The sequence below is a fragment of the Paenibacillus cookii genome (assembly GCF_018333375.1).
In the GTDB taxonomy this organism is placed as follows: Bacteria; Bacillota; Bacilli; order Paenibacillales; family Paenibacillaceae; genus Paenibacillus_AQ; species Paenibacillus_AQ cookii.
Map to the genome: position 1 here is coordinate 393,113 of NZ_BORW01000002.1, position 12,038 is coordinate 405,150.

10 protein-coding genes are annotated in these 12,038 nt (G+C 55.0%); 3 read left to right on the plus strand and 7 right to left on the minus strand.

Features of this window, described 5'->3' with window-relative positions:
- Nucleotides 1–201: 201 nt before the first annotated feature.
- From KI367_RS04595 to KI367_RS04605, 3 genes are all read right to left on the minus strand, one after another.
- Nucleotides 202–870: a class II aldolase/adducin family protein gene (locus tag KI367_RS04595; RefSeq protein WP_212947915.1), complete on the minus strand. Its 669-nt coding sequence runs from the start codon at nt 868–870 to the stop codon at nt 202–204.
- Between the two features lie 54 nt (nt 871–924).
- Nucleotides 925–2,427 (minus strand): rhamnulokinase, encoded by a 1,503-nt coding sequence (locus tag KI367_RS04600; protein WP_212947917.1) that lies wholly within the window; start codon nt 2,425–2,427, stop codon nt 925–927.
- 84 nt (nt 2,428–2,511) lie between these two features.
- On the minus strand, nt 2,512–4,299 hold the full coding sequence (locus KI367_RS04605; protein ID WP_373316203.1) for an L-fucose isomerase: 1,788 nt from the start codon (nt 4,297–4,299) through the stop codon (nt 2,512–2,514).
- A gap of 301 nt (nt 4,300–4,600) precedes the next feature.
- On the opposite strand from KI367_RS04605, the gene KI367_RS04610 reads away from it, so the two are divergent.
- Both KI367_RS04610 and KI367_RS04615 read left to right on the plus strand, forming a co-directional pair.
- Nucleotides 4,601–5,614, plus strand: a complete 1,014-nt coding sequence (locus KI367_RS04610; protein ID WP_212947919.1) for a LacI family DNA-binding transcriptional regulator — start codon at nt 4,601–4,603, stop codon at nt 5,612–5,614.
- Nucleotides 5,615–5,694: 80 nt separating this feature from the next.
- Entirely contained in the window at nt 5,695–7,029 is a 1,335-nt protein-coding gene (locus KI367_RS04615; protein WP_212947920.1) for a TrkH family potassium uptake protein, read from the plus strand.
- Nucleotides 7,030–7,222: 193 nt separating this feature from the next.
- On the opposite strand, the gene KI367_RS04620 is transcribed toward KI367_RS04615, so the two are convergent.
- Together KI367_RS04620 and KI367_RS04625 are read right to left on the minus strand one after the other, a co-directional pair.
- Nucleotides 7,223–7,900, minus strand: coding sequence for a response regulator (locus tag KI367_RS04620; RefSeq protein ID WP_212947921.1), 678 nt, complete (start codon nt 7,898–7,900; stop codon nt 7,223–7,225).
- Nucleotides 7,897–8,733 (minus strand): sensor histidine kinase, encoded by an 837-nt coding sequence (locus KI367_RS04625; protein ID WP_036710392.1) that lies wholly within the window; start codon nt 8,731–8,733, stop codon nt 7,897–7,899. Before KI367_RS04625 ends, KI367_RS04620 begins: the two co-directional genes overlap by 4 nt.
- A 164-nt stretch (nt 8,734–8,897) precedes the next feature.
- On the opposite strand from KI367_RS04625, the gene KI367_RS04630 reads away from it, so the two are divergent.
- Complete coding sequence (locus KI367_RS04630) at nt 8,898–9,641, plus strand: polysaccharide deacetylase family protein (protein ID WP_156124578.1); 744 nt, start codon at nt 8,898–8,900, stop codon at nt 9,639–9,641.
- 108 nt (nt 9,642–9,749) lie between these two features.
- On the opposite strand, the gene KI367_RS04635 is transcribed toward KI367_RS04630, so the two are convergent.
- Both KI367_RS04635 and KI367_RS04640 read right to left on the minus strand, forming a co-directional pair.
- Complete coding sequence (locus KI367_RS04635; protein WP_212947922.1) at nt 9,750–11,138, minus strand: DUF4179 domain-containing protein; 1,389 nt, start codon at nt 11,136–11,138, stop codon at nt 9,750–9,752.
- Nucleotides 11,135–11,674: an RNA polymerase sigma factor gene (locus KI367_RS04640; protein WP_212947923.1), complete on the minus strand. Its 540-nt coding sequence runs from the start codon at nt 11,672–11,674 to the stop codon at nt 11,135–11,137. Before KI367_RS04640 ends, KI367_RS04635 begins: the two co-directional genes overlap by 4 nt.
- Nucleotides 11,675–12,038: the final 364 nt, after the last annotated feature.

The window sequence follows — 12,038 nt, forward strand, 5'->3', positions numbered from 1 at the left end:
ATTCCGTTCTTCCGGCAGCTCGCAAGATGGGGGGTTCACGACGCATGCGAAACCTTTCAGCCTGGGGTTTCTTCTCTGGGGCGATGCGGGATTCCATGAACCGCTGGTCTTGGTCACGGCTTTTGGCAATGTGAACAAACGCGCGTTTGTTTTTCCATACATTACAAGATCGCCCGGATGATGTCAAGCCCGTTTTAAACGTTATTTCAGCTTCTGCAGCAGCTGTACGCGGTAAGCCTCGCTCTCGAGCGACTGAATTTCCTTGTATTCCTCGTCCGTGAGCACTTTCGGCGTGCCGGCGGCTTTGGCGGCAAGATAGATTTTCGCGCTTTCCTCCACCACTTCGGTGCGGTAGTAAGCCTCGCGCAGGTTTTTCCCTGTCGTGACCAAACCGTGGTTTTCCAGCAAAATCGAGTTGTATTGCCCGACTTTCGCGGCAACCGCATCCGCCAATAAATCCGTCGTCGGCAGCACGTACGGCACGAACGCAACTTCGCCGACGAGCGCGGCCTGGTCCGGGAACAGCATCGGCAGTTCCTTAGCTACCAGCGTCAGCGCGATGCAGTAGGCGGGATGCGTATGCACGATGGCCTGAATATCCGGATTTTCGCGGTAAGCATACAGGTGCATCAGCACTTCCGACGAGGGCCGGAATTCCGTGTCGAGCACCTTGCCGGACCCGATCTCTACGCGGATCCATTGATGCGGTTCGATATCTTCCAATGCAAAACCGCTGGGGGACAGCAGCATCAGATCGCCGGCCTTGGCGCTGATGTTGCCTCCGGGCCCTACGACCAGCCCTTTGGCGACGATCTTGCGGGCGTAAAGCGACAGCTCTTCGCGTACTTGTTGTTCCAGTGATAACGTCATCTCTCCATGCACTCTCCTATCCGATGATTCAACCGATCCGCGGGGCGGACCGGTTCATGAGTCTTCCGTTTTTTGAAGCATCAGCCGCTGCTCGTATCCACGGTAACGCTCTTCCCATTCCGCGGCGTCTTCAGGCATATAAATTTCCGGCGGGAAGGACCGGCGTACCACCTCGCGGATGTCCGCCAAGCCGCCGACTTCTCCGTGAGCTTTGGCCTGCATCATGAGGTTTCCGATGGAGGTGGCTTCCACCGGTCCCGCGACGACGGTTCTGCCGGTAACGTTAGCAGTCAGCCGGCAGAGAAGCCTGTTCTGGATGCCGCCCCCGACCATGTGGATTTGCTCGATGCGTTTGCCGGTCAATTCTTCGATTTCGTCCAGCGTCTGCCTGTATTTAAAGGCAAGGCTCTCCAGGATGCATCTCACGATTTCGGGTCGTGACTCCGGCACGGCCTGCCCCGTGGAGCGGCAGTATTCCCGAATCCGCTGCGGCATGTTCCCCGGCGGCAGGAAAACGGCGTCCCCCGCATCGACGTAACTGCCGTTGCGCGGGGCGTGCTGCGCCATTTCCGTCAGCTCGGCAAAGCTAAGCTCCGTCCCTTCGAGCGCCCACGTCCGGCGGCATTCCTGCAGCAGCCATAACCCCATGATGTTTTTGAGCATGCGGATGTTGCCTTCCGTACCGCCTTCATTGCTGAACAGCAGCTGCCTGCTGCGTTCGGTCAATATCGGCTCCGCCAGCTCGATTCCCATAAGCGACCAGGTGCCGCTGCTGATAAAAGCATACGGGGCATCCCCGGCCGGAACGGAAGTAACGGCTGCGGCCGTGTCATGGCCCGCGGCCGCAATGACCGGCATCGCCTCGAGCGACAGCTCGGCGCCAATGTCCTGTCGGACCGTTCCGACGGGCGTTCCCGGCATGATGATCGGATTCAGCAGCGACGACGGGATCGAAAGGCCGTCCAGTACGTCCGCGCTCCAGTCCCGTCGGGCGGCGTCAAGCATGCCGCTTGTGCTGGCGATGGTGTATTCGCTTGCCATCGTGCCGGACAGGTAGTAATGGAACAAGTCGGGCATAAACAGCATCCGCAAGCCGCGGTCGTTTTGCGCAAGCCGCAGCTCTTCGTCCGCAAACAGCTGATACACGGTATTGATGCTGGAGGATTGGATCCCGGTTCGGGCGTACAGCTCTTTTTCGGGGATGCGCTTCAAGGCTTCCCTCATAGGCTTCTCGGTACGAAGGTCGCGGTAATGATACGGGTTGCTTACCAAACGTCCCTTGGGATCGACCAGACCGTAATCGACGCCCCACGTATCCACGGCGATGGAAGCGGGCGTGCGTCCAAGCTGCAGTTTTGCTTTGGTCATCCCCCGCTTCAGCTCATGGAACAATCGCAGAAAATCCCAATGAAGCCTGTCGCCGAGCTGCACGGGCTCGTTGTCGAAGCGGTGGACCTCCTGAACGGAGATCCTTTCGCCGTCAAAATGTCCGATGACCGCCCTGCCGCTGCTTGCGCCAAAATCGACCGCCATCATCTTCAATGATTTCGTGCTCATATCAATCACCTCATCGATTCTCCGCGAAAAACCCGCCAAATCCGTGTTGTGGTGAATGTTGGCGGGCATCGTTTCAGGCGTAAATCACTTATAAAGCGGGCCGAAATTTTGGCATGCGCGGTAGTCTGCCCCCTCCGGATCGTTGGTTCCGAACAGTCCCCAAGCTCTTGGACGGAAAATTTGCTCTTCGCTGACGTTGTGCATGCTGACGGGAATGCGAAGGATCGACGCAAGCGTGATCAAGTCCGCGCCGATATGCCCGTAGCTGATCGCTCCATGGTTTGCGCCCCAGTTGTCCATGACGGTGTACACGTCCGTGAAGGCGCCTTTCCCCGTCAGGTTCGGAGCAAACCACGTCGTCGGCCAGGTCGGATCCGTACGCCGGTCCAGCTTGTCATGCACTTCTTCCGGCAGGTCGACCGTATATCCTTCCGCGATCTGCAGCACCGGTCCAAGTCCCTTGACCAGGTTCAGGCGGGACATCGTGACCGGCATGCCGCCGCGCGTCAGGAAATCGGAGGAGAAGCCGCCGCCGCGGAAATATTCCACCGCCGCCGGACGCCAGGAGGTTGCTTTCAGGCAGTTGTCGACATCCTCTTCGGTGATTTCCCAGAACGGCTTCATGACCGGTTTGCCGTCCCGCATCTGTTCGCCCGTGCCGTCCAGCGCGGCCGGACCGGAGTTGATCAGGTGCAGCAGCCCGTTTTGCCCCAGCCCGGTCAGTTCGTGGCCGGTCACGCGTTTGACCGCATCCGGGCTCCAATATGTACGGACGTCGGCAAAAATTTGGGCGGTGTTCGTGAGCAAATAACCGAACAGCATCGATACGCCGTTCAAGCTGTCGTTTTCCGTGGCGACCAGGTAAGGGGCGCGGATGCCGTTCCAGTCGAAGGAAGAGTTCAAAATCGCTTCATGGAAGTCCCCGTTCGGGAAATGGTCCGTCCATTGCCGCTGCCCCTGGAAACCGGACACGATCGCGTTATGGCCCATGGCTTCTTCGGCGAAGCCCAGTTCTTCCAGGCGTTTGTTGCCGACCATCAAGTCGCGCACGATTTGCGTCATTTTGACGACCATTTCCCAATCCTTGTCCTTTTTCTCGCGGGAAGTTTGGATATGCTCCGGATTGTTGTCCGGTCCTTCCTTGCAGTTTTCCTTCACCCAAGCCAGCGCCATCTTGTACTCTTCCGGATCGTAAATTTCCTCTTCGATCCGCCGGGTGATTTCGGACATGTCGACGTATTCGTTGCGCATGCCCAGATATTCCTGGAAGAAGTCCGGATCGATCATCGAACCCGCAATCCCCATCGATACGGAACCGATCGCAAGATACGATTTCCCTTTCATGAGCGCCGCGGCCATCCCCGCTCTGGCGAAACGGAGCAGCTTCTCCTGAACGTCCGCCGGAATGGAAGGATCGTTCAAATCCTGCACGTCCCTGCCGTAAATCCCGAAAGCCGGAAGCCCTTTCTGCGCGTGGGCCGACAATACCGCGGCCAAATAAACCGCACCCGGTCTTTCCGTCCCGTTAAAGCCCCACACCGCCTTCGGGATGGCCGGATCCATGTCCATCGTTTCGGTGCCGTAACACCAGCACGGCGTCACGGTGATCGAAACGCCCACGCCCGCCTTGGCGAATTTATCGGCGCAAGCAGCCGCTTCTGCGACCCCGCCGATGCAGGTGTCGGCAATGACGCATTCCACCGGCGAACCGTCGGGATAACGGAGATTTTCGCTCAACAAAGCGGATACCGACTTGGCCAGATTCATCGTCATATCTTCGAGGGATTCGCGCACGCCCTTTCTTCTGCCGTCGATGGTGGGACGGATGCCGATCTTGGGAAATTCCTGCTTCCATCTTGCGTCCTTCGTCATAACCATTACTTCCTCCTCATGAAAAATATGATGGGAAATGCCTTTGCACAACATAGGGTTATCGATAACCCTAAACTTAAAAATAAGGCAGCTTTCGCTTTGCTTTTTACCATGACCACTAAAAATAAAAACTAGATGGATCTTAACAAATGATAGCTGCAGATAAGTTATAGCCTATTTTGTCATTCCGCGTGTATAATAAGGTTATCGATAACTTTAAAATAGCAATGAAAACGGTTGCTGTCAATCCATATTTTCGATTTCCGGAACGCTTCAAAACAAACATAAGAAGGGGTCACTCATGGTTACGATTTATGATATCGCGCAAAAAGCCAACGTCTCCGCGATGACGGTGTCGAAGGTGATCAACAATACGGGGAGGATCAGCGAGCAGACGCGCAAAAGGGTCAAAAAGGTCATGGAAGAACTCAACTACGTGCCGAACTCCAATGCGAGGAGCCTTGTTCTCCAGCAGACGCAGATCCTGTCGCTCCTGATCACGGACATCACGAATCCGTTTTATACCAGCCTTGCGCGCGGGGCGGAAGACAGCGCCAAAAAGCTTGGATACCGGCTTCTTTTCGGCAACAGCGACGAAGACTACGACAAAGAGCAGGATTACGTGGACATGATTTTGTCCACCCGCGTGGACGGCGTCCTGTTCGCCCCCGCCGGAGACCATTCGCTCAAGCATCTGGAGAAGCTGCGCGCCCATAATATTCCGTTCGTCATCCTGGACCGGGCCGTGCCCGGCATCGAATCCGACATCGTCCTGGGGGACAGCAAACAGGGCGCGCGCAACCTCGTGGAATACCTCATCGGCCTCGGCCATCGCCGGATCGCGCTCGTCAACGGCTCGCTGGACGTTTCCACCGCGCGGCTCCGGTACGAAGGATATGCCGAAGCGCTTCAGCTTCACGGCATTTCGCTCGACGACGAACTGGTCGTCCACAAAAGCTATCGCGAATACAAAGGCGAAGATCAGCTGGAGCGTTTGCTGAAGCATCCAGCCCCGCCGACCGCGATATTCGCGGCGAACAATTTTCTGGCCGTCGGCGTCATCAACGCCTTGCGGAAGCGGGGAATCCGCGTACCGGAGGATATGTCCGTCGTCTGCTTCGACGACCTCGACCTGTCTTCGGCGCTTGACCCGTTCCTGACCGTCGCCGCCCAGCCGGCGTACCAGTTCGGGGCGATGGGCATCCAGCTGCTCGTCGAACGCATTCAAGGCAGCGCGGTGCCGGAACCGAGGAAGCTTATTTTGCCTTCGGAGCTTGTGATACGTTCTTCGGCCAAGATTTTCGCGACGGAATAGGGTACAATAGGAAGAACGCAATGCTTTAAAGTAGGTGACGTACCATTCCATCCATTCGAACCAAAAAGATAACGAAAAACATGCTGACGCCGCCGAAAATTCTCGTCGTCGGCTTCCTGCTGATCATCACGCTCGGAACCTTCCTGCTGTCTTTGCCCATATCGTCGGCAACCGGCGTGCGGATCCCGTTCCTGAACGCGTTGTTTACGGCGACTTCGGCCACGTGCGTGACGGGTCTCACCGTCCTGGACTCCGGAACCGCCCTATCGGTCTTCGGCCAAATCGTCATGATCGTTTTGGTGCAAATCGGCGGCATCGGGTTCATGACGATGGCGACGATCATCGCCCTTGCGCTCAACAAGCGCATTTCCCTGCGCGAAAGGCTCATTTTGCAGGAGGCTTTGAACCACGGCACCATCAACGGCGTCGTCCGCCTGGTCAAAAAGGTCACGTTGTATTCGGTGCTTGTCGAACTGGCGGGGGCGCTGCTGCTGGGGCTTCATTTTTTCTTTTCGCTCCGTCTGCCTGTGGGACAAGCCGCTTACTTCGGCATTTTCCACAGCGTCTCCATGTTCAACAATGCCGGGTTCGACCTGATGGGAACGGTCAACGGGCCGTTTAGCGGCATGGTGCCGTTCGTGACCGATCCCTTTATCAACATCGTGATGATGGCGTTGATTTTCCTTGGAGGCATCGGCTTCATCGTTCTTTCGGATCTGATCGAATTTCCGACGGCGCGCAAGCTGTCGCTGCACAGCAAGGTGGTCCTTACCGCGACGCTTTGCCTGGTCGTCATCGGCACGCTGGTCATTTTCGTGATGGAATTCAGCAATCCGAACACCCTGAAACCGCTGCATGCCGGGGGCAAATTTTTGGCATCGCTGTTTCAATCGGTGACGACCCGTTCCGGCGGCGTTGCCACGCTCGATATCGGTTCGCTGCGCCAGTCCACCCAATTCATGATCATTCTGCTCATGTTTGCGGGCGCTGCGCCGGGCTCTACGGGCGGAGGCATCAAGATCACGACCTTCGTGCTTTTGCTCGGAGCGGTGCATGCCATGATGCGCGGCCGCCCGGACGTGATTTTGTTCCGCAAAAGAATCGCCAAGGACGTCGTCTATAAAGCGATCACGCTGACGCTGCTGTCGCTGCTGATCATCATTTTGTTCTCCATGCTCCTGTCCGTGACGGAACATCAGGATTTCCTGACGATCCTGTTCGAATCCACCTCCGCCTTCGGGACGACCGGATTGTCCATGGGTTTGACGACCCACCTGTCACCGCTTGGCAAGGTATGGATCATCTGCCTGATGTTTTTCGGGCGTCTCGGTCCGCTGACGCTGATTTACGCGTTGTCCCGCGAGCGCAAAAAGGATTTGTACAACTACCCGGAGGGCCAGATCATCATCGGATAACCGGCTGTGCCCCGTCCGAACCGCAAAAAAGTCCGGCAAACCGTCATTCGGTCGCCGGACTTTTTGCATTCCCGCTAAAACTTCGGATCTATCGATTGGGCGCCTGCCGCCCGCGTCCTTCGCCTTCCTGGTTCGTGCCGGATTTCGGTTCCTGAGCTTCATGCTGCCGCAGACCCAGGTTCATCCAGAACCGTCATTCCTTCCACAGTTTCGTGAACAAACCCGGCTTTCTTCCGACCAGCCCTTTTTCGATCGCATAACGCGTCAGTTGAACCCGGTTTTCCAAATGAAGCTTCTGCAAAATGTTTTTCAAATGGTTTTTTACCGTCTGGTCCGAAATATGCAGCTCCGCCGCGATCTCTTTGTTGGTCAAACCCGACGCCACCCAGTTCAAAATTTCGCGCTCCCGGTTGGTCAGCGTCTCATGATGCTCCGGGCTTTTCGCCGCCAACGGAAATTCGCGCAAAATTTGCGTGGCTAATTCCCGGCTAAGCGGCGCCTCGTCGCTCATGATCGCGTGCAAATATTCGATCCAGGTCGAAGGGGACAAGTTTTTAAGCAAATACCCCTGCGCCCCTTGCTTCAACGCTTCGAACAAATGCGACGCATCGTCCGAAACGGTAATGATCACGATTTTGACGTACGGATACCGCAGCTTGATCTGCCTTGTCGCTTCAAGCCCTCCGATTCCCTGCATCTGGATGTCCATCAGAATGAGATCCGGCATCAGGGATTCGGTCATCGCAACGGCCTCCTCCCCGCTTGTGGCCAGTCCCACCACCTCGAACGAAGCATCCCCGGACAAAATCTCGTTTACCGCCTCGCGGGCATGCGCGGAGTCGTCGGCGATCAAAACGCGATACGTGCTCATGATGTTTCAGCCCCCTTTCTGATCTCGACCCGGCTCCCCTTGGAAAGCGGGATAAAATCGACCTGCCATCTCAGCTCCTGCGCCCGTTCCTTCATGATCCGCAGCCCGTACCGGTCTTTCATTTGAAAAGGGTCCAGGATCGTTCCCCTGCCGTTATCGTCGATCCGCACCACCCAAGCCTCCGCATCCCCGCTGCCGGTCACCGTCACCAGATCCGCGTGGGCATGTTTGCGGACATTGAGCAGCGCTTCGCGGATGCAGGCGAGCAGCTCCACTTTTTCCTTGGCGGTAAAAACCGGGTCGGGGATGTCCCATTGGATCGAAGGATGGATGAACGTTTCCTTGGCCGTATGCTCGATCCGCGATTTCATGGAATCCTCGATCTCCTGTTCGTCGGCATTCGCCTGAAAACGCAAGTTCGCGATCGCTTGTCTCACGTAACGGTTCACCTCATGCACCAGCTTGCGCATTTCCTTGAACTCGGTTTGCGCCGCAAGCCCATGCTGCCGCGCTTCCGCCCGGTCCATTTTGACGGACAACAGAAACAGCGACTGGGCGATGCCGTCATGCAGTTCCCGTGCCAAAAGATCCCTCGCGGCCAACGCCGCATTTTCCGCACGCTCCTTGTTCAGCTCCTCCTGAACCTGCTCCAGCCGGTGAAACAGCTGGCTGAGCAGCGTCATGCTGATCAGAAAGACGATGACCGGAGTCAAAAAATTCCCCGCCTCCATCGACAAATACGGCATCAACAGCGTATGGCGCACATATTCCCACAGCCCGACCGTCAGCGTCGGAACGATCAAAATCATCCATTTGATTTGCGTATAAGACATAAGGCCCTCCCGAAAAGGCTTTTTCAACATATTGTAGCATGAAGCCGGGAAAAATGCCTGACCCCTCTGGGCCATGCCATGTATGTTCGCCTCCTCTCCGTCGCATACTACCTACGGACTTTGGGAACGGGTCATGGACACCATTACATATAGGGGTTGAAACCATGCAAATTTACATGCGGAGGATGCTGCTGACGGCTTGTGCCGCCGTCCTGGCGACCGGAATTCTCGCTCCGGCGGCCGCGGCCCCTTCCGGAAATAAAGGGCGGGAATATTACGAACAACGCGGGGATGTCGTCTGGGAAATACCGAACAGGGAGAAAGTGATCGCCTTTACCTTTGACGATGGGCCGGATCCGGAGGAAACCGGGCAGATTCTCGATTTGCTGAAGCAATACGATGCCAAAGCCACTTTTTTTGTCGTCGGCAAGCAGGTGGAGAAACATCCCGAGCTGGTGCGGCGCGAAGTGGCCGAAGGGCATGAGCTCGGAAACCATACGTACGACCATGCTTATTTCAACCGCGGCAGCTCCGCGGAAACGATCGCAAGCCAACTGCTCCGCACGCAGGAGGCCATCTTCAAAGCGACGGGAAAAAAATCGTATCTGTTCCGCCCTCCCGGCGGTTACTATAGCGACCGGATGATCGAAACCTGCAAAAAAAACGGGTATTTGGTGGTCATGTGGTCCTGGCATCAGGATACGTGGGACTGGAACCGCCCGGGCGTCAAAAAAATCGTCAACAAAGTGCTCGGCAACGCCCGCAACGGCGACATCGTGCTGATGCATGACCACGTCGAAGGCAGGTCGCAAACGGTGGACGCGTTAAAGGAAATTTTGCCTGAGCTGAAAAAACGGGGTTACCGTTTCGTGACGGTCTCGGAGCTGGCGCAATACAACATTCCTTGAGATAACCCAGCGGGTAGGAGCAAAGGACGTAAGAATAACAAACGAAGGACATGGCATTTTGCCAGCATTGTTGCTGCCTGCCATGTCCTTTTTTTGCCTGAAAAGCAATCACGGTTTGGACCAGTCGAGAGGCACTCGGATCGTTGTCGGCGGTTTCGGTTCATACCCTGGCTTGTAGTCGTACATAGTCATGTTGATCTGCTTCAGCGAGCCGCTTTCGAGTTTGGGGAATTTCATTTGAAAATCGAACCTCTCTTTGGAGATTCTTACCGGCTGGCCAATGCTGTGATGTTCCTTTTCATTCGAATCGATAAGAATCAATGTCGGTCTTTGATTTTCGGCATCGCTTGCTTCGTAAGTAAGGATTGTTCCTTCATCCTTATAATCCACGCGGGTAACGGTGACCTTCCCGTCGTTTCTGCCCTTCAACTCGATCGGAAAAGCGTCATTCAAAGGCGCTTGTTCCTCGCGTCGAATGAAATTTTCAGCTTTCTCGGATGGATCGTCGAACAACACTTCCACATATTTGGGATGCGGATTGATGGCGGAGGGCGGGCTGAAATTGCCGATTATTTCATAGTCTCCTCCGAGGCCCCCGCTTGTTGCAAAATCGGTTTGAAGATCGTCCCGCAGCCTGTAAGAAATTTCGTGTTCCCTGTATTCGCTGGTACGGATGGCGATCTGCGTCGAGACCGGCGTGAACGTAATGCGTTCGATCGTTCTTGTCCTGCCTTTCGTCTCCACGGTTTGATTCGGAAAAAAGATTTTGGTATCCGGACTCGTTTTCGAGACGGACAAAGGAACGGTCACGGACCAATCGCCCTTGACTTGGCCGATCTGCGTGATATTCATGTGCAGCTTATAACCGTCGAGATATTGATAAGCATCGATAAGCGTGCTTCCGATAAAAGCATGATCGTTCAGTTGAGTAAATTTGTGCGTGCTCGATGCCGTCGGCTCTGCCCCGTCAAATTTCAGATCATAGTGTACGGCAACATCTTTTTCGCCGATGATTTTCTTTTTGTCCAAATACTCTACGTCGTAATTTAATACGATTTGAACCCCGTCATAAAAAACCTCATCCATCGTAAACCGGATATTGCGGTCGATGACCGATGTATTGAGATGCACGCCGAGGCCCTCTTTTTCGATCTTCGACAAGCCTTGTTCCTCAAACCCCCCGTCGGCCAGCAGCATCTTCATGAACGGAAATCGGGACAAAGCCGCCCTGACTTCCGGCGAGGAAAATAAGACGGCTCCCCCAAGCAATATCAACACGAGGAACGACGCGGCTGCGGCCCGCCACCTGTTCCGGATTTGCTGCTTCCTCCGACTAGCTTCCGCGGCCGATAAATAACGGTCCCATACGTCTTCAAAAGGCGCAACGGGTTGATGTTCCTCCCATTTTCTAAGAATGCTCCCGGCATGCTCCCGCATGATTTGGTCCTGCTCGGTTACGTTTGGTTCAGCATGTACCGGATCACGTTTCGCGCTCATTGCATCTCCTCCTCGCATCGAACCTCGTGCCGCCGCAAAGTCTGGCTGCGCCTTAATTGTTTTAGCGCTTCATGAAGCCTGGATTTGCATGTCCCTTCAGGAATGTGGAGTGCTTCAGCCACCTCGGGCAGCGACAGCTCCGCATAATAATGCAAAATGATCACTTCTTTTCTTTTGGCCGAAAGCCTGTTCACCGATTCCCAAAGTTCCCGCTCGCTTTCGCTTTTCATCATCGATTCCTCCACCAGGAATTCGTCACCGATGTCGGGCGGGTCCGCTTGAAAGAAAAGCCATCTCTGCTTGCGCATGGCGCTTTTGGCTAAGTTTACGGCGATGCGGCACAACCACGGTCTGAGCGGTCTGGATGGATCGTATTGGTCGAATTTTTGAAATGCCCGCAAAAACGTTTCCTGCATGATATCGTCGGCCATCGGACTTGAACGGGTCAACATCAACGCGATCCCGTACACATAAGGCGAGTGTTTGTTATATATGGACCTGGCTTGTTCTTCGGATATGTTCTGAAGTCCCAACATCGCTTCCCCCTTGTCTCGTTACCTTCTATACGCTTTGAAATGCCCAACCGTTCGGTCCAAGCTGCAAAAAAATGCTGCAGACCGGCGCGATCTTATGTTAAAGTTGTGAAAAATATCGTTTTACGGAAGAAGCTACATATAATGAGTGTTTTGCATAATTCCGTTTCAGAGAAGAAGCGATAGCATATTCACTGTCGTTAAGGGGTAATTTTCGAAAATGGTATTATATGGATGAAGAAAAGGGCAGACTTGCAGAATTTTAGAACAGCTCGTTTTTTAAGCGGCAGCCCGTTTTGAATGATGAGAAACGGCGAGCGCAGATGCAAGCAGAACAATGGCATTCAAATACTGGTGAGTTGTGACT

Bases quoted from the DNA above. Each gene is read 5' to 3' on its own strand.
- KI367_RS04595 (WP_212947915.1), bottom strand. From the start codon at position 870: ATGACGTTATCACTGGAACAACAAGTACGCGAAGAGCTGTCGCTTTAC.
- KI367_RS04600 (WP_212947917.1), bottom strand. From the start codon at position 2,427: ATGAGCACGAAATCATTGAAGATGATGGCGGTCGATTTTGGCGCAAGC.
- KI367_RS04605 (WP_373316203.1), bottom strand. From the start codon at position 4,299: ATGACGAAGGACGCAAGATGGAAGCAGGAATTTCCCAAGATCGGCATC.
- KI367_RS04610 (WP_212947919.1), top strand. From the start codon at position 4,601: ATGGTTACGATTTATGATATCGCGCAAAAAGCCAACGTCTCCGCGATG.
- KI367_RS04615 (WP_212947920.1), top strand. From the start codon at position 5,695: ATGCTGACGCCGCCGAAAATTCTCGTCGTCGGCTTCCTGCTGATCATC.
- KI367_RS04620 (WP_212947921.1), bottom strand. From the start codon at position 7,900: ATGAGCACGTATCGCGTTTTGATCGCCGACGACTCCGCGCATGCCCGC.
- KI367_RS04625 (WP_036710392.1), bottom strand. From the start codon at position 8,733: ATGTCTTATACGCAAATCAAATGGATGATTTTGATCGTTCCGACGCTG.
- KI367_RS04630 (WP_156124578.1), top strand. From the start codon at position 8,898: ATGCAAATTTACATGCGGAGGATGCTGCTGACGGCTTGTGCCGCCGTC.
- KI367_RS04635 (WP_212947922.1), bottom strand. From the start codon at position 11,138: ATGAGCGCGAAACGTGATCCGGTACATGCTGAACCAAACGTAACCGAG.
- KI367_RS04640 (WP_212947923.1), bottom strand. From the start codon at position 11,674: ATGTTGGGACTTCAGAACATATCCGAAGAACAAGCCAGGTCCATATAT.